Consider the following 16,549-nt stretch of genomic DNA (forward strand, 5'->3'; position numbering starts at 1 on the left):
CGCTGCGATGGAATCGGAAACATGCCGTTCGGTGTCTGAAGAAAGATGGTGCCCATGCACCATCTTTTTTTATGCTTCGCTTCTTGCAGGCCGCTGTGCTCAGCGTACCGGCTTGGCCAGTCGCAGCAGATCCGGCGCATAACCGGTCGCCTCGTACAGCGCGCGGGCACGCTCGTTGCCGGGAAACACCGCCAGCGTCACCAGCTGGCATTGATGTTCGCGCGCCCAGCCCTCGGCGTGTGCCAGCAGTGCCTGGCCGACTCCGTTGCCTTCATGTTGTGGCGCCACCGCCAGGTCGGAGATGTGGCAATTGCTGCGGCCGGTGAAGAAGTCGGCAGTGCGCTGCAGATGGATGAAGCCAACGCGGCTGCCATCCGCATCCTCGGCCACGAACAGGTAGCTGTTCGCCGGCTGGTCTTCCAGATGCCGCAGCAGGTCGTTGCGGATGCCCTCGACACATTCGTGTCGGCGGCGCCACGGTGGCAGCGTGAAATCCACGAAGCGTGGCACTAGTGAGAGGATGAAGTCGTCGTCGTCTTCGGCCAGACGGATCAGCAGGGGAGTAGGGGTCATGATGCAGTCGACAGATGCGGGGATGACCCCTTCGTTTCTACACCTGAGGCAGTGACTGCGAAAGTCCCGGACGGCGCATGTATATTCCGGGCGGTGCAACCACGCGCCGGGCGATATGCTGGCTCCGGATCGTCGCCAACCACCATGTCAGGAAGATCGCCCGTGTCGACCACCCGCCGCATCCGTATCCAGGCCGACGACGATGCACTCGCGCAGGGCATGCGCGACATTCAGGCCGCACTGAAGCTGCCACTCTCGTTTCCGCCGGAAGTCGAGGCCGCTGCCGCGCAGGCTGCCGCCAATCCACGGCTGCCGGAGCTGGACCGCACCGACCTTGCGCTGATCACGATCGATCCGCCGGGTTCGATGGACCTGGACCAGGCAATGTACGTCGAGCGTACCGACGATGGTTATCGCGTCTGCTACGCGATCGCCGATGTTGCCGCATTCGTCACGGCCGGCGATCCGGTGGACCTCGAAGCGAACCGACGCGGCGAGACGATGTATGGCGGGGATACCACGATCCCGCTGCACCCGAAAGTGTTGTCCGAAGGTGCTGCCTCGTTGTTGCCGGGCCAGCTGCGGCCCGCCTTGTTGTGGACGATCGGGCTGGACAAGGGTGGCGAGATCACCGCCATCGACGTGCGGCGCGCCCGCGTCAGCAGCCGCGCCAGGCTTGACTATGCGGGTGTGCAGCGGCTGATTGACGCCGGCACGGCCGACCCGATGTGGGCGGTGCTGCGTGAGATCGGCGAATTGCGCCGACAGCGCGAATTCGCCCGCGGCGGCATCAGCCTGCCGCTGCCCGAGCAGGAAATCGACGTGGTCGACGGTCAGTGGACGCTGGCATTCCGTGCGCGACTGGCAGTCGAGGACTGGAATGAGCAGATCTCGCTGCTGACCGGCATGGCCGCCGCGCGGTTGATGGTGCAGGCGAAGGTCGGCCTGTTGCGTACCTTGCCCGAGCCCGAGCCGCAGTCATTGCAGCGGTTGCGCATCACCGCGAAGGCACTCGGCATCGACTGGCCGCTTGCACAGAGTTATCCGGATTTCATCCGTTCGCTTGACCCGGCGAAAGACATCCATGTCGCGATGCTGACCGCCTGCACCACGGTGCTGCGTGGCGCAGGCTATGTGGCGTTCAATGGCGAGCTGCCCGCGCAGCCGAAACAGTGGGCGCTGGCGGCGGAATATACCCATGCCACGGCGCCACTGCGCCGTCTGGTCGATCGCTACAACGGCGAAGTCTGTGTGGCGCTGTGTGCGAAGCAGCCGGTGCCGGCCTGGGCGCTGGCTGCGTTGCCGGGCCTGCCTGCGACGATGCAGGCCTCCGGCCATCGTGCACGCCAGTATGAGAAGGCTGTGCTCGATCTTGCCGAGGCAGAAGTACTGGCCGGACGCATAGGTGAGACCTTCGCCGGTGCCATCGTCGAGGTCGCACCCAGCGATCCCAGGAAAGGTGTCGTCATCGTGCGTGACCCGGCCATCGAGGCCAGTGTTTCCGGGGCATCTGCATTGCCATTGGGCGCCGATGTCGAGGTCAGGCTGGTCGAAGCGGATCCGGCCACGCGCACCACGTGTTTCGAGCTTGCCGGATAGCGGGCGGACTGGATTCGGCGGTAGGCGATCAAGCGTTTCCGCGATCCGGCTGGATGGCACCCGGATTCGGCTCCCTCCTTGCGGATGGGGATCTTGCCGGGCGACAGCCTCGCCAAGGTATCGCGTGCTTCTGTCCGGGTTGGCAAGCATATTGCTTCGTCCAAGGCATGAACGATCATGCCTATGACATCTCCTACCTGCTCGAGTCCGAATCGGTCGTGGCCGAGGCACCGGTTCAGCGCGTGATGAAGGCGGCGCCTGCCGCCCCGCGAAAGCCGAGCCTCGCCGATACGCAGGAAGCCATGGCGCGTGAACTGCTGCAGGCCGCAGATGCCCATGAAGAGCTGATCAGGCAGTACCTGCGGATGGGCGGCGACACGCTTCAGGACAGCTCCAGGTATTGATGTGCTGCGAGGGGCCGTGAATGATGTCGCTCTTGCGCCATAGGTGACCAAGCTGGGCACATCCTTGCAGGTCGGTCAGTGCAAGATCCAAAAAAAGAGCCCGGGCATGCCCGGGCTCTTTGCTGATACTCCAGAGATGCTTACACGATCGCGGGCAAGGTATCGACGCCGGCCTCGATGGCTGCCTTGTGCACCAGCGTACGCGGCAGCAGGCGGGCGAAGTAGAACCTGGCCGTATCCTGCTTGGCCTGCTTGAACGCGGCCGACTGATGGCTGGCCTCGGCAGCTACCACGCTGCGTGCCCACAGGTAGGCCAGGGTGAGGTAGCCGGAGTAGTAGAGGTAGTCGGTGGCCGCGGCACCCAGCTCTTCCGGATTGGCCTGCGCACGCTGGGCGAGCTTCACGGTGAGGTCGCTCCATTCCTTGGTGGCGATGGCGAGCGGGCCGATCAGATTGCGTAGTGCTTCGTTGGTGCTGTGCTGCTGGCAGAACGTGCTGATCTCCTGCAGGAAATGCTTGGCGCCGACGCCCTGCAACTGGAGGATCTTGCGGCCGAGCAGGTCGGCGGCCTGGATGCCGGTGGTGCCTTCATACAGGGTGATGATGCGGGCATCGCGCACGAACTGCTCCATCCCGTTCTCGGCGATGTAGCCGTGGCCGCCATAGACCTGCAGGGCTTCCTTGGTGCATTCCTGCGCCAGTTCGGTGACCACGCCCTTGGCGATCGGGATCAGGAACGCGACCAGTTCGCCGGCGGCCTTGCGTGCGGCTTCGTCGGTGGCGCGTGCTTCGATGTCGGTCTGCAGCGAGGTGTACAGCAGCAATGCGCGTGAACCTTCGACGAAAGCGCGCTGGGTCAGCAACATGCGCCGCACGTCCGGCTGCACCAGCAGGTTGTCAGCCGGCTTGTCGGGGAATTTCGCGCCGGACAGCGAGCGCGACTGCAGCCGTTCGCGGGCGTAGTTGAGGCTGTTCTGCAGTGCGCGCTCGGACAGCGCCAGGCCTTGCACGCCAACCGACAAACGCGCCGCATTCATCATGGTGAACATCGCCATCAGGCCCTTGTGCGGCTTGCCGATCAGATAACCTTCGGCGCCGTCGAGGTTCATCACGCAGGTGGAGCAGGCGTGGATGCCCATCTTGTGTTCGATCGCGCCGGCGGCGACCGTGTTGCGCGCGCCGAGCGAACCATCTTCGTTGACCTTGAACTTCGGCACGATGAACATCGAGATGCCACGGCTGCCTTCCGGCGCATCGGGCAGGCGCGCCAGTACCAGGTGCACGATGTTCTCGGTGAGATCGTGCTCACCGGCGCTGATGAAGATCTTGGTGCCGGTGATCCGGTAGGTGTCGTGGCCGCTCGCGTCCGCCGCGCCCGGCTCGGCACGGGTCTTCAGCAGACCGAGGTCGGAGCCGGCCTGCGGTTCGGTCAGGCACATGGTGCCGGTCCAGCGACCTTCGACGATCGGTTTCATGTAGCGCTCGCGCTGCCATTCCTCACCGTGCATTTCCATCGCATGGGTGGCGCCTTCGGACAGCAGCGGATACAGGCTCCACGCCAGGTTGCCGGACTGGAAGATTTCGGTGGTGGCGGTGCCAAGCACGTTGGGCAACGCCTGGCCACTGTATTTCTCGGGATTGGTCAGGCCGGTCCAGCCGCCTTCGGCAAACTGCTTGAAGGCCTCCTTGAAACCCTTCGGTGTGGTCACCGTCTGGGTAGCCTTGTCGAAGTGGCAGCCTTCCTCGTCGGCGGGGCCGTTGGTAGGTGCCAGCAACTGTTCGCTGAGGCGGCCGGCCTCCTCCAGCACCGCATCAAGCAGGTCGCGGCTGTGTGCCTCGCCACCGTTCAGCGAGGTCAGGGTCTTTTCGGCGCCGAGTACATCGAACAGGGTGAAACGCAGATCGTCGAGCGGGGCCTTGTAGGCAGTCATGATGATTCCTTGGGTGGAAGCTGGCGTCGTGTGTGGGGTGTCAGCGGTAGGTGTTGGGGATGCCCGGTACGGGCGAGAGCCAGTCGTTGCCGCTGAAGTCGAAATCGCGCGGCTGCTTTTCCTGTTCGGGTTTGGCGCTGGCACTGCCGTTGACGCGGTAGCCGAGCGAACCGGCGCTGCCCTTGCCGGCGATGGCATGGAGCGCAACCGTCATCGGATCCGTGGGCAGCACGTCTAGATCGATCACGTCACCGTTCAGCGGCGGCACGTCCAGCTCGAAATTCGCATGCAGGCGGATCGGCATCAGGGCGGCGATCTGCAACTGACCGTCGATCGAGTTGAAATCCATCTCGCCATAGCTGTTGTTCTGGATGCGCACGGTCAGCCGCCACTGGCCGTTCGGCAGGACGACCAGTTGCTGGATGCTTACCGTAGGCGGGTAGACGCTCTTCTTCGCCGGTCCACAGGCGATCAGACCGGCAGCCACGAAGGCCAGCAGAAAACCGCGCAACAGTCGTTTCATGGGCACTCCTCAAACGATTGTTTGAATCTTAGCCCAGCCGGCATGACAAAGTCAGCGGCGGTTCCCATTGCGAGGTACAGCGGGCATCATCGTGGGCCTTTCCCCGTCTGCAGACTTCTTCATGACCCGTCGCATCGCCGCCCGCCGCTCGCCGATCCACGGCAATGGCGTATTCGCCACTGCCCCGATCCCCAAAGGCGAGGAGATCATCGAGTACAAGGGCACGTTGCTGACCCATGCCCAAGCCGACGATCTGTACGGAGATGGCGGCGAGACCGGCCACACGTTCCTGTTCACGCTCAATGACGACTACATCATTGACGCGAACCGGCACGGCAACAGCGCGCGCTGGATCAACCACAGCTGTGCGCCGAACTGCCGCGCCGTGGTCGAGGAAAGCGCCAGCGGCGATCCGCGCAAGGACCGGGTGGTGATCGAGACGATCCGCGCGATCAAGCCCGGCGAGGAGCTCACCTACGATTACGGCATCGTGCTCGAGGTGCCGCATACCGCGCGGCTGAAAAAATTGTGGAAGTGCCTGTGCGGCTCGCCGAAGTGCACCGGTACGTTGCTCAAGCCGAAACGGTAGGCAGCCGCGAAAGGGTCGCGCTCCTGCCGATTCTGCCGCAGGAGAATGCCTGGGTTTTCAAACCTGCGTTTCGCCGTCGTAATCGATCGCAACGACCTCGATTGACAAATCGCCGGCCGGGCGTTTCCAGATCACCTCGTCATCGATCCGTGCACCGAGCAGCGCCTGCGCCAGTGGCGAGAGATAACTGACCCGGTGCTGTTCCGCATCGGCCTCGTCCTCGCCGACGATGCAGTAGCGCTGTTCGCCCTCGACGCTGTGCACCGTGACGATCGCGCCGAATGCGACGCGATCCTGCGGCTGCGACAGCAGATCCACTTCGATCGCACTGTTCACCCGTGCATGGAGCCAGCGCAGTTCCCGTTCCAACGGTGCCAGTTCGTTCTGCTGCATCAGCGTATCGCTTGAGGTCTTCAATGCATCGCGCCGCGTGGTGGCTAGCAGCAGCCGGGCCCGCAACTGGGCCAGGCCGCGGGGCGTGACGTAGTTGGGGTGTTCGCTCAGCGGCAGGTCCGGCAACGCCGGGGCGTCGCCGTCGTCGGATTCCTTGGTGAAGGCTCGGCTCATCAATGCTCTCCTGCGGGATGCATCTGGCGGTGACCCTGTCAGCGCACGACGTTGCCGGGTGCGACCGGCTTGCCGATCCAGCGGGCAGTACCGAGTTGCTGATCGATGATGCGGGCAAGTTGTTCGATCCGTGATCGCACTGCATCGGCCGTGGCACCGGTGCAACCGTTGTAGAAATCCACTGTCTTGCTGCCGGCTGCATCGACAATGGTGATCTTCACGCCGGACTGGTCGCTCATCACCATCTCGCAGCCATCGTCGTGTGAGACATAGCTGTCCCGCATCGAGCGGAACCCGGCCTGGTCGACGGCTGCGAGAATGTTCGCCACCTGCATCGGTGTGACGCGGCCATCAGCGTTGTCGGTCTGCACGTGCGCATGGCCTTCGAAGCTGACCCGGCCATCCTGCGTCACGGTCACGGAGTAGCCGGGGCAATTGCCGAAGCAGGTGCTGCGCTGCAGGGTGATGCCGGCATCGTGCATGGGTTGATCCCGCCCGGTATCGGCACGCACCACGCCGGCACCAAGCCACGTCGTGGTGCAGACCAGCAGGCAGCGGATCACGGTGCGGAAGATCGGAATCATCATGACTCTCCGCCCGTGCGAGCTTCGGGGCCGGCTTGTGCATGCCGCATTGGAGCGGCGCTCAAGGAACTGCTGCGCATCAATCTTCCTCCACATGCGGCTTCCATGCCTCGCTGAGCTGCTTCTGCACGCTCGAAGGTACCGCCTCATAGTGGCTGAGGTCGAGGCTGTAGCGGCCGCGGCCGCCAGTCATCGACTTCAGTTCGGTGGGATAGTCGATCAATTCGGCCAGTGGCGCCTGCGCCTTGATGACCAGCTCGCCGCCGCGCTGGGTGTCGGTGCCCATGATGCGCGCGCGCTTGCCGGCGAGGCCACCGGTGACGTCGCCGACATTGTGCTCGGGAATCGCCACCTCGACGTTGACGATCGGCTCGAGCACGGTCGGTCTCGCCTTGCCGACGGCATCGAGAAACGCCTTCTTGCCGGCGCTGACGAAGGCAACCTCCTTCGAGTCGACCGGATGGTACTTGCCGTCGTACACGGTCACGCGCAGATCCTGCAGCGGATAGCCGGCGATCGCACCGTGCTCCATCGCCTGGCGCACGCCTTTTTCGATCGCCGGCAGGAACTGGCCCGGAATCACGCCACCCTTCACGGCATCGACGAACTCGAAGCCGGCACCGCGCTCCAGCGGCTCCACACGCAGGAACACCTCGCCGAACTGGCCGGCGCCGCCGGTCTGCTTCTTGTGCCGGTGATGGCCCTCGGCATGGGCGGCGATGGTTTCGCGATAGGCGATGCGTGGCGGGTGGGTCACTACCTCGACACCGTAGCGTTCGCGCATGCGTTCCAGCATCACTTTCAGATGCAGGTCGGAGAGGCCGCGCACGACCGTCTCGTTCAATTCCTTGTGATGCTCGACGCGGAAGCACGGATCTTCCTCGGCCAGCCGTGCCAGCGCGTTGGAGAGTTTCTGTTCCTGGCCCTTGTGCTTCGGTTCAAGTGCGAGCCCATACATGGGCGACGGAAAGGCCAGCGGCGCCAGCGCAATGCGATCCTCGTCATGCGAGTCGTGCAGCACCGCGTCAAAATGGATGTCCTCGATCTTCGCCACTGCGGCGATGTCGCCGGGAATGGCTGCCGCGATCTCCACGTGCGTCTTGCCCTGCACGCGAAACAGGTGGCCGACCTTGAACGGCTTGCGGCCGTCGTCGATCAGCAGCTGGCTGTCGCGACGGATCGTGCCCTGCCATACGCGGAACACGCCGAGCTTGCCGACGAAGGGATCGTTGACGATCTTGAACACGTCGGCGATCACGTGGCTGGCCGGATCGGCGCTGACCGCCAGCGGCTCGCCATCGCCGCGCACGAACGGTGGCGGATTGCCCTCGGCCGGATTCGGTAGCAGCCGTTCGGCGACTTCCAGCCATTCGCGCACGCCAATGCCGGTGCGCGCGCTGACGAAGCAGATCGGCACCAGATGACCTTCGCGCAGGCATTGCTCGAACGCATCGTGCAGCTGCTGCGGCGTCAGTGCGCCTTCGCCGGCGTCGAGGTAGGCGCCCATCATCGTCTCGTTGATCTCGACCACCTGATCGAGAATGCGCTGGTGCGCCTCGGCCAGCGAGGAGAAATCGGTGGCGCCCTCGCTGTGGAAGAAGCAATCCAGCACGCGCTTGCCGTGACCGGCGGGCAGGTTCACCGGCAGGCATTCGCTGCCGAACTCCTCGCGCAGCGCATCCACCAGTGCGGCGAGGTTGGCGCCGTCGAAGTCGATCTTGTTGATCACCAGCATGCGTGCCAGCCCGCGCGCTTTGGCATGCGCCATCATGCGGCGGGTGCCGTGCTCGATGCCGTTGATCGCATTGACCACGACCGCCACGGTTTCCACTGCCGCCAGCGCGGACAGCGTGGCGCCGCGGTAATCGGCGTAGCCGGCGGTGTCGATCAGGTTGAGATGGCAGCCGCCGTGGTCGATGTGCGCGACGCAGCTGTCGATGGAATGCGCGCGTGCCTTTTCCTGGCTGTCGGTATCCGACACGGTGGTGCCGCGCTCGATCGAGCCGGCTGTCTGGATCGCGCCGCCGGCCAGCAGCAGGGCTTCGAACAACGTGGTCTTGCCCACGCCGGCATGACCGGTTAGCGCGATGTTGCGGATGCTTTCCGTGTTGTACGACACGATGCGACCCTCCCATGACTGGGCGCGGATCGTGCCGGCATGGACAACGGCGCCGCACGAAGCCGCGCGATGGCGACTGAAGTGACGGGCCGTCATGGTCGTCCATCGCAGGTTCGGGACGAGGGCGGTCATGGCGGGGCAGCGGCTGGCGCCGCCCGCCTAGACTTGAGCGAATGCGGGGCGTGGTCAAGCTGCAGTGCGGGGAACCGACGCGGTGTTGCGATGGTCTGTCATGGGCACGTGAAACCGCGTGAATCCACGAGTCCTCCCGCGTTCAAGCGCCATCCGGCATTCTGCCGACCATCATCCGTTTCGCCGAGGTGTCGTCATCGCTCATTCGCTGCAGGTCGAACAGCGCGGCCCGCCGTCGCCGGACGATGGCGGCCCGCGGCGTGGACTGATGCCGCTGGATGCCCCGAGCAGGGCAAGGCTGCGGCAACTGCGCCGGCGCGTGCCGTGGCAGGAGCGGCGCTGGCATGTGCTGGCGCTGGTCGTGGCGATGCTGCTGCACGTGCTGTTCCTGTTGGTGATCTGGGGGGAGATGCATCCGCCGGCAGTGGTGCCACCGCCGGTGCATCCGGAGGAAGTGCTGCAGGTACGCTTCATCACGCCCGCGCCGCCACCCGCGATGCAGCCACCGGTGCCGCCGCCACAGCCACCGGCAATGCCGCGCGCACTGCCGAAGCCGCATGAACCGGTGTCGAAGGGAGCGATGACCGTGCAGCTGCCGCCGACGCCGAAACCGGCCGATACGTCGCGGCTGTTCGACAGCCATGGCCAGCCTCGACTGCCGGCGGCTGCGGCCAGTGCACCGACGCCCGGCTATGTGCAGAACCTGCCGCAGGGCGACACGCAGGTCATGCAGCACGACAGTCCGATCAAGTACCAGGCCACGCGTTTCGAGGACGACTGGAACGGCAAGGGCAACGTGGTCGACAACGCACTGCAGAAGCTGGTGGACAAGACCACGGTCAAGAAAACCATCAACCTGCCCGGTGGTCTGCGCATCCACTGCGGCGTTTCCCTTGCGATGCTGGCCGGTGGCTGCGGCGGTGATCCACCGCCTCCGCCTTCCGCGAAGGATGGCGACGAGCGGCTGAGCATGGCGGCCACGCCACTGGCGGTTGATCCGCATGCACCCAAGCCGCCCAGCGTGGAGGCGTGCATCGCCATGTATCGCGCGGGCAAACCACTGGCAGCGGGTTGTCCGGTCGATACGCCGAATCGTGCGGTGGATGCCGAAATGCATGATCGCGCCGCCGGTGCTGCCACGCATCCCTGAGCGTCATACGGAATCGTCACGCTGCCCGTTACACTGGCTGCATGCCACTGCCGCCCACGGACCAACCTGCCGCCGGCCCTCCTGCCAGCCACCCTTCGCGGACCATCCTGAATTCGCCGCGGGCCGCTGCCGCCCGTGCCGCGGTGTATCGCCGGCGCCGCCGCGAGCGTCCGCATGAACGCGGCCTGCGCGTGGCGGCAGCCGTGGGCGCGTTGCTGGTGCATCTGGTCTTCCTGCTCAGCTTTGTGCTCGGGCCGGCGTATGAGGTGAAACCGCCGCGCGAGTCGAAGGAGCAGTTCCTGCACGTGCGCCTGATCGAGGCCCCCGAGCCGCCTCCGCCTCCGCTGGGCACGCCACCGAAAGAGCTGGGGCCGCGTCATGAGGGCCATGCCGCTCAAGTCGCATCCACCAGCACACACAGCACGAGCACACAGGCTGTTGCCGCGGCGCGGCCGGTGCCGGTTGCAGCATCGCCGGTGATTGCGCAGGCAGTGAAATCCAGTGCGCCGGTATCGAAACCGGTGGCTTCACCGCCACCGTCGGTCAGCTTGCCGCGGCCGGCACCGGCGCCCTCGCTGCAACCGATCACACAGGCCGGCGTGCCGCCGGCGGTGAGCCTGCCGACCCCGGTATTGCAGCCACCGGTACCGCCGAAGTTCCAGCCCGAGCCGGTGCGCCGACCGCAGCTCGAGGGCACACGCCCGCTGCCGCCACCGCCATCGTTGGCACTGCCAACGCCGGCAGTGCCGGCAATGCCGCCGATCACCGTATCGAACATCGCGTTGAACACCACAGTGCCGAAATCCGATGCGCCCGCCAGCGTGACGCCGGCTCGTGCCGAACAGCCGACAGCACCACCGGTACCCGAGCTGCAGCCGATCACGCTGCCGGCGCAGCCGTTGCCTACGGTAAACCTGCAGGCCCGGCTGAGCGTGCCGGCGGCGAGCGTTCCGCGCGCACAGCCGAAGCTTCAGGCAGCGAAGATCGATGTGGCCGATCCGGAACTGGCCGTGGTGCCGCCAGCACCGGTGGCTCCGGCGCAAGTGCAGGTGCATGTGCCGGCGGTGAAAATCGAGAACGCGCAAAAGACTTCTGCCTCGATCATGCAGGTACCGGTCGAGCCAGCGCCGATCGAGCGACCCCAGCTCAATGCGCCGCCTGTCGCTGCCGCTGTACCGTCGCCGTCGACGGCAAACACACCGACCGAGTCGCCAGCACCGGCCGCGAACGCGCAGCCGGCAGTCGCCTCCAGCCCAGGGCAGGCCGGTACGGAACGTGATGTCAGCACGGCACCCAACGCCACGCCGCAGGGCAGCGATACCGCCGTGCCCGGTGAACCCAATGGCGTGGCCGCCGCGCCGGAAAACCAGGGCAGCCATGCCAATGGCCCGCAGCCCACGCAAGGGAAGGGTAGCGGCAAGGGTGTCGGTGGCAGGGAACCGGGGCCCGGCCAGATCGGTGGCAACCAGCCCGGTGCCGCCGAAGGAACGCCACAGGGCTCATCCGAACAGGGCTCAGCCGAAGGCTACGTGCAGCTGAAGCCGAGCGGTGACACCCAGATCATGCAGCATGGCACGCCGAACATCGGCTACAAACCGACCCGCTTCGACGGCGACTGGACGCCGGCGGACGAAAGCTCGGTCGATACCGCCTTGCGCCACGCCGTGGAAAAGACCACGGTTGCGCATACCTTCCATCTGCCACGCGGCATACGCGTCGAATGCAAGGTCGTGCCGCTGCTGCCGATGGCGCTGCTCGGCTGCGGGAACCCCGATCCGCCGCCTGCACCTGTCGCTGCCAAGGTCTACGACCGCCTGCATCTGGCACCGGCCAATCCTGTGGCGACACCCACGCCGTCACCGGCTGCCAGCACCGTGGCAGCGGCTGCCCCGGTTCGTCTCGACAACAGCGTGCAATGCGCCGAAGCCCGCGTCGCCGGCGGTCCGCCGCCGCCCGGTTGCGAGGGAATCACGCTGCCGGTCAAGCGGGCCCATCCCGCCGCATCGTCGTCCACCTCATGGGTGCCGGCGAGCGATCAGTTCCACTGAGAAACATTGCGTGGTCTGGCCTTCCGGCTTTGACTCAATGGGCTTCAAGAACGGGGTGGAATCCAAGGGCGCGGTTGTCAGAACTGCAGCTCACAGCAGCCGCAGCAACTCCTTCATCAACGGCAGTCGACGAACGCGCACGGCGGTAGCGCGGAACACCGCGTTGGCCAGGGCCGGGGCGGCGGTGGGCATGGCGAGGAAGCTGGCGCCGGCGGGCGGCAGGTCATCGCGCGGCACCGTGATCACTTCCACTGCGTCGGGCAGCTGGGTCATGCTGGCCAGCGGGTAGTCCTTGAAATTGTGCTGCTGGATCTGGCCATCCTTGAAGGTGATCGCAAGGTTGAGCGCGGTGGACAGGGCATCGAGCGTGGCCCCGGCGATCTGCCCTTCCAGCCCCTGCGGATTGATCACGCGGCCGACGTCGACAGCGCAGACGACGCGCTGGATGACCAGCTTCTCGCCCTGCATCGCCACTTCGATCGCATGCGCCACATAGGCGCCGTTGACATGCCAGCAGGCGATGCCGAGGCCGTTCACGCTGTGCAGCCAGTTCTTCCAGCCGATGCGGTCGGCGACCAGCTTCAGCACGTTGGTCAGTCGGCCGGTGTCCAGCACGCCGCCGGCGCCCAGCGGCAGCTGGCGTGATGTACCAAGCAGGCGCAGGTGGGTGTCGAGCGGGTCCTCCTTCATGCTGTGCGCGATTTCGTCGATGAAGCTTTCCACCGCGAACGCGTTGCTCAGCTGCGGCATGCCGCGCATCGGTCCGCGCGGGATCGATGAATTGAGCGCATACCAGTCGCTGCGGTAGTTCGGCACCAGGGCGGCCGGCAACTGGTCGGCTTCGAGCTCGGATGTCCACAAGCGGTTGTCCGGCATGCCGCGACGGACCAGCGCCGAGGCGCTGGCCATGCGCTGGTTCCAGCCGATCAGCGCGCGCTTGCGGTCGAGGGTTGCGCTGAGCTGGTGCACGCTGCCGGAACGGTAGTAGTCGTGGTCGAGGTCCTGTCCGTGGGTCCACAGCAGGCGCACCGGCTTGTCGACTGCCTTGGCCAGCATCACTGCTTCGGCGACGTAGTCATGATCGAGCCGGCGTCCGTAACCGCCGCCGACACGCGGCACGCTGATCTCGATCTGTGCGGGGCTGAGTCCGGTCAGGCGCTGCACCACGGCGCAGGCCTGCTGCGGTGCCTGGGTCGGCACGACCAGGCTGGCGTGATCCTTGTCCAGCCGCACCAGGCAGTTCATCGGTTCGGCCGTGGCATGCGCCAGCCACGGCTGGTAGTAGGTGGCCTGCAGCCGGCGCGCCGCCTTCTTGCCGGCGGCATCGACATCGCCGTCGTTGCGCACGCGTGCCGTGGGATCGGTCTTGCCGTTGAGCAGGATGTCGGCCTGCTGCTCCAGCGCCGTGCTGCTTTCGCTGCCGCTGGCGCCTGGTTTCCATTCGAGCTTGAGTTTCTGTCGACCCTGCAGGGCCGACCAGGTGTCTTCGGCGAGCACCGCGACCGCCGGGGCAATCACGGTGCTGCCCCATGGCTGACCGGCTTCGGGTTTCAGTTGCACCACCTTGACCACGCCCTTGACGGCCATGGTATCGGCGAAGTCGGAGTGTGCCAGGGTGCCATCCGGCCACGGGCAATGCGCCAGCACGGCGACCAGGGTGTCGGCGTAGTAGTTGTCGATCGCGAACGGGGTCAGGCCAGTGACGATTCCGCGTGCGTCCACGTCACCGGCAGGCTGACCGATCAGGCGGTAGCGGTCCGGTGTCTTCGGCGCCGGCAGATTGCTCGGCAGGGTGATCTTGCTGGCATCGCCGGCGAGGCTGGCATAGCTGAAGCGGCGACCGTCCGGAGCGATCACCATGCCGGAGTCGGTGTGCAGCTTGTCGGCGGGCACACCGAGTTGACGGGCCGCAGCCTGCAGCAGCAGCCAGCGTGCCAGTGCCCCGGCCTGGCGCAGGTCGTTCCAGGCGGCGGGAATCGAACCACCGACACCGCCGATCTGACGGCCATAGGTCCAGCGCGGCTGACCGTTGTTGTCGGTCACGCCGAGGCCGAGCGGCACCACGCTGACGCGGTTCCAGTCGGCATCGAGCTCGTCGGCGATGATCCGCGGCAGCGAGGTGGCCACACCGGTACCGGTGTCCGGGTCGCGCGCGCCAATCAGCACGTTGCCTTCGCTGTCGATGCGTACATAGGCACCGAGGTCGTTGAAGTTGTCGCCGAGCATCGCGAGCGGCAGCGGCGCATCACCCGCGCTGGCGGTACGGATGCCGACCATCAGGACGCCGGTGCCGGCGGCCAGCACCTGCAGGAAGCGGCGGCGCGAGAGCCTGATGCAATCAGGGGCGGTGCGACTGGGAGTGACACGATCGTTCATGCCTGGCCCGCCTTGCCGGCGGCGACACGCTTGATGGCGCTGCGCACGCGGGTCTGGCAGCCGCAGCGGCACAGGTTCGGCAACTGGTCGAGATCGTCGTCGCCGGGTTTCGGTTTGCGCCTGAGCAGGTCGACGGCCGCAATCAGCCAGCCGGGCGTGCAATAGCCGCAGCCGATCGCGTCTTCGTCAACGAAGGCCTGCTGCACCGGGTGCAGGCTGCCGTCATTGGCGGCCAGTCCTTCCACCGTGACGACCGACTTGCCGGCCAGCTTGGCCATCGGCTGGGTGACGGCGGAAACCATCTTCCCGTCCAGCAGCACCAGGTCGGCGCCGGTTTCGCCATGCATGCCGGCGTACTTGGTGCCGGTCAGCCGCAGCACATCGCGCAGATACCACAGCAGCGGCATCTGCGGGTCGCCGGTGTGGCGGAAGTGTTCGCCATTGACCTCGAGATCGATACCGTCACGCGCCTTCTCGGGCACGATGGTGCTTGCCGGCGTGGCCAGGTCTTGCGCGGGCGCCATCCAGGATCTCCTTGAGTTCGATCCGCACATTGTGGCATTGCTGCCGCCGACTTAGGGATGTGTGCGGCTGAACAGGCAACGCCAGGCAAAATAAACCGGTACGCCGACGACCATGATCAGCAGGACGATACCGGCCTGGAGCGGTTTGTCGAGCAGGGTTTGCGTCACCACCCAGGCCACCACGCCGACAAAGATCAGCGGCAACAGCGGGTAACCCGGCACGCGGAAACTGGTTTGCGTACCCTCGCGATGGCGATACCAGAACAGCGTGAGCACGCCGACCGCGCAGGCCAGCCAGTCACCGAACGTGGCGTAGTCCAGCAGCTGGCCGTAATTGAATGACATCGCCAGTGCGATCGCCCAGCCCGAAAGCAGCAACAGGGCGACATTCGGCGTGCGATGACGCGGATGCAACCGTGCCACGCTGCGGAAGAACAGGCCGTCCTCACCCATCACCTGCAGCACCCGCGCTCCGGACACCAGGGTGATGTTGCAGAAGCCCAGCGTGGAGATGGCGATGCCGATGGCGATCAGCCTGCCCCCAAGCGGGCCGAATACGCGGTTCATCACATCGGCAGCCGGCGTGCTGCTGGCCGCGAGTCCGTCATGGCCGAGTACGGCCAGGTAAGCCACGTTCACCAGCGTGTATGCGATGATCACCAGCAGCATGCCCAGCAACAGCGCGCGGGGCAGCGTGCGTTGCGGCTCGCGCACCTCGCCGGCGAGATTGTTGAGGTAGGTGAAACCCGAGTAGGCAAACAGCACCGGCAGCGCCGCGCCCATGAACCCGGCATGCGTGCGGCTGGCATCGACCGCCAGTACGTCCGCCCCGTGCGCACCGGCGAGAAACAGTCCGCACACCACCAGCGCAGCCACCGCCAGCAACTTGAGCAGGGTGAACAGGTTCTGCACGTTTGCGCCCAGACGCAGGCCAAACAGATTGATGCCGGCCACGAATATCAGTGCGCCCACGGCAAGCGGCAAGGTCATCGTCGCGGGCAGATCGAACACGGCCGACGCGTAACTGGCAAAGATCGTCGCTACCGCAGCGCTGGAGCCAGAATAGATCACCAGCAGCATGGTCCAGCCGAACAGAAACCCGGCCAGCGATCCGAACGCCTCGCGCAGATAAACGTAGATGCCGCCCGCCTGCGGTCGCCGCGCGCCCAGTTCCGCATAGCACAGCGCGCCGATCAGGGTGAGTACGCCGGCACTGACCCACACCAGCAACAGCGCCAGGCCTGATTCGGTGCGTTGTGCGGCTATGCCGGGATTGAGGAAGATGCCGCCGCCGATGATGCCGCCGACCACGATCAGGGCAGCATCCCACGGGCGCAGGCTGCGTGTGTAGCCGCCGGAAGGCGAGGAATCACTCATGCAAGGGAGTCGCTGCGGGAAATGGCAGCGAGCATGCCGGCTGCTTCGCATGG

Annotated in this window: 14 protein-coding genes; 5 read left to right on the forward strand and 9 right to left on the reverse strand. The window is 65.8% G+C overall.

The genetic code is table 11. The annotated features are described in order from the left end of the window. Window positions 1-99: 99 nt before the first annotated feature. Window positions 100-573, reverse strand: coding sequence for a GNAT family N-acetyltransferase (locus B0E50_RS15180; RefSeq protein ID WP_077442183.1), 474 nt, complete (start codon window positions 571-573; stop codon window positions 100-102). Between the two features lie 162 nt (window positions 574-735). Here B0E50_RS15180 and B0E50_RS15185 point away from each other — a divergent pair, with 162 nt between their 5' ends. Then, on the forward strand, window positions 736-2,172 hold the full coding sequence (locus B0E50_RS15185; RefSeq protein WP_077442184.1) for an RNB domain-containing ribonuclease: 1,437 nt from the start codon (window positions 736-738) through the stop codon (window positions 2,170-2,172). A gap of 167 nt (window positions 2,173-2,339) precedes the next feature. Next, a complete protein-coding gene (locus B0E50_RS15190) occupies window positions 2,340-2,576 on the forward strand; it encodes a hypothetical protein (protein WP_077442185.1) in 237 nt (78 codons plus the stop codon). Between the two features lie 140 nt (window positions 2,577-2,716). Here B0E50_RS15190 and B0E50_RS15195 read toward each other — a convergent pair whose 3' ends face one another. Both B0E50_RS15195 and B0E50_RS15200 read right to left on the reverse strand, forming a co-directional pair. Then, the gene (locus tag B0E50_RS15195; protein ID WP_077442186.1) at window positions 2,717-4,507 is read right to left on the reverse strand and encodes an acyl-CoA dehydrogenase C-terminal domain-containing protein; all 1,791 of its coding nucleotides are present in this window, start codon (window positions 4,505-4,507) and stop codon (window positions 2,717-2,719) included. 40 nt (window positions 4,508-4,547) lie between these two features. Then, the gene (locus B0E50_RS15200; protein WP_077442187.1) at window positions 4,548-5,030 is read right to left on the reverse strand and encodes a hypothetical protein; all 483 of its coding nucleotides are present in this window, start codon (window positions 5,028-5,030) and stop codon (window positions 4,548-4,550) included. Between the two features lie 121 nt (window positions 5,031-5,151). Between B0E50_RS15200 and B0E50_RS15205 the strand changes: the two genes are divergently transcribed. Beyond that, a complete protein-coding gene (locus B0E50_RS15205; protein WP_077442188.1) occupies window positions 5,152-5,619 on the forward strand; it encodes an SET domain-containing protein-lysine N-methyltransferase in 468 nt (155 codons plus the stop codon). A gap of 57 nt (window positions 5,620-5,676) precedes the next feature. Here the strand turns inward: B0E50_RS15205 and B0E50_RS15210 are convergent, their stop codons facing one another. The 3 genes from B0E50_RS15210 to fusA form a co-directional block, all read right to left on the reverse strand. Then, a complete protein-coding gene (locus B0E50_RS15210) occupies window positions 5,677-6,186 on the reverse strand; it encodes a GreA/GreB family elongation factor (RefSeq protein ID WP_077442189.1) in 510 nt (169 codons plus the stop codon). 38 nt (window positions 6,187-6,224) lie between these two features. Continuing rightward, complete coding sequence (locus B0E50_RS15215; protein ID WP_077442190.1) at window positions 6,225-6,773, reverse strand: DUF6438 domain-containing protein; 549 nt, start codon at window positions 6,771-6,773, stop codon at window positions 6,225-6,227. A 76-nt stretch (window positions 6,774-6,849) separates the two neighbouring features. Then, the gene (gene fusA, locus B0E50_RS15220; RefSeq protein ID WP_077442631.1) at window positions 6,850-8,889 is read right to left on the reverse strand and encodes an elongation factor G; all 2,040 of its coding nucleotides are present in this window, start codon (window positions 8,887-8,889) and stop codon (window positions 6,850-6,852) included. Between the two features lie 250 nt (window positions 8,890-9,139). On the opposite strand from fusA, the gene B0E50_RS15225 reads away from it, so the two are divergent. After that, on the forward strand, window positions 9,140-10,171 hold the full coding sequence (locus B0E50_RS15225) for a hypothetical protein (RefSeq protein WP_254427306.1): 1,032 nt from the start codon (window positions 9,140-9,142) through the stop codon (window positions 10,169-10,171). A 41-nt stretch (window positions 10,172-10,212) separates the two neighbouring features. Continuing rightward, window positions 10,213-12,219 (forward strand): hypothetical protein, encoded by a 2,007-nt coding sequence (locus tag B0E50_RS15230; RefSeq protein ID WP_168170895.1) that lies wholly within the window; start codon window positions 10,213-10,215, stop codon window positions 12,217-12,219. Between the two features lie 90 nt (window positions 12,220-12,309). Here B0E50_RS15230 and B0E50_RS15235 read toward each other — a convergent pair whose 3' ends face one another. The 3 genes from B0E50_RS15235 to B0E50_RS15245 are packed head-to-tail and all read right to left on the reverse strand — an operon-like array spanning window position 12,310 to window position 16,496. Next, on the reverse strand, window positions 12,310-14,595 hold the full coding sequence (locus B0E50_RS15235) for a molybdopterin cofactor-binding domain-containing protein (RefSeq protein ID WP_077442191.1): 2,286 nt from the start codon (window positions 14,593-14,595) through the stop codon (window positions 12,310-12,312). Then, window positions 14,592-15,119 (reverse strand): (2Fe-2S)-binding protein, encoded by a 528-nt coding sequence (locus tag B0E50_RS15240; protein ID WP_077442192.1) that lies wholly within the window; start codon window positions 15,117-15,119, stop codon window positions 14,592-14,594. Before B0E50_RS15240 ends, B0E50_RS15235 begins: the two co-directional genes overlap by 4 nt. 51 nt (window positions 15,120-15,170) lie before the next feature. After that, entirely contained in the window at window positions 15,171-16,496 is a 1,326-nt protein-coding gene (locus tag B0E50_RS15245) for an amino acid permease (protein WP_077442193.1), read from the reverse strand. Window positions 16,497-16,549: the final 53 nt, after the last annotated feature.

Source organism: Rhodanobacter sp. C01 (assembly GCF_002001045.1).
Lineage (GTDB): Bacteria > Pseudomonadota > Gammaproteobacteria > Xanthomonadales > Rhodanobacteraceae > Rhodanobacter.

What these genes read in the sequence shown, in the direction of transcription:
- B0E50_RS15245 (WP_077442193.1), bottom strand. Translation starts at nt 16,496, where the DNA reads ATGAGTGATTCCTCGCCTTCCGGCGGCTACACACGCAGCCTGCGCCCG.
- B0E50_RS15230 (WP_168170895.1), top strand. Translation starts at nt 10,213, where the DNA reads ATGCCACTGCCGCCCACGGACCAACCTGCCGCCGGCCCTCCTGCCAGC.
- B0E50_RS15195 (WP_077442186.1), bottom strand. Translation starts at nt 4,507, where the DNA reads ATGACTGCCTACAAGGCCCCGCTCGACGATCTGCGTTTCACCCTGTTC.
- B0E50_RS15215 (WP_077442190.1), bottom strand. Translation starts at nt 6,773, where the DNA reads ATGATGATTCCGATCTTCCGCACCGTGATCCGCTGCCTGCTGGTCTGC.
- B0E50_RS15240 (WP_077442192.1), bottom strand. Translation starts at nt 15,119, where the DNA reads ATGGCGCCCGCGCAAGACCTGGCCACGCCGGCAAGCACCATCGTGCCC.
- B0E50_RS15235 (WP_077442191.1), bottom strand. Translation starts at nt 14,595, where the DNA reads ATGAACGATCGTGTCACTCCCAGTCGCACCGCCCCTGATTGCATCAGG.
- B0E50_RS15210 (WP_077442189.1), bottom strand. Translation starts at nt 6,186, where the DNA reads ATGAGCCGAGCCTTCACCAAGGAATCCGACGACGGCGACGCCCCGGCG.
- B0E50_RS15200 (WP_077442187.1), bottom strand. Translation starts at nt 5,030, where the DNA reads ATGAAACGACTGTTGCGCGGTTTTCTGCTGGCCTTCGTGGCTGCCGGT.
- B0E50_RS15180 (WP_077442183.1), bottom strand. Translation starts at nt 573, where the DNA reads ATGACCCCTACTCCCCTGCTGATCCGTCTGGCCGAAGACGACGACGAC.
- B0E50_RS15190 (WP_077442185.1), top strand. Translation starts at nt 2,340, where the DNA reads ATGAACGATCATGCCTATGACATCTCCTACCTGCTCGAGTCCGAATCG.
- B0E50_RS15205 (WP_077442188.1), top strand. Translation starts at nt 5,152, where the DNA reads ATGACCCGTCGCATCGCCGCCCGCCGCTCGCCGATCCACGGCAATGGC.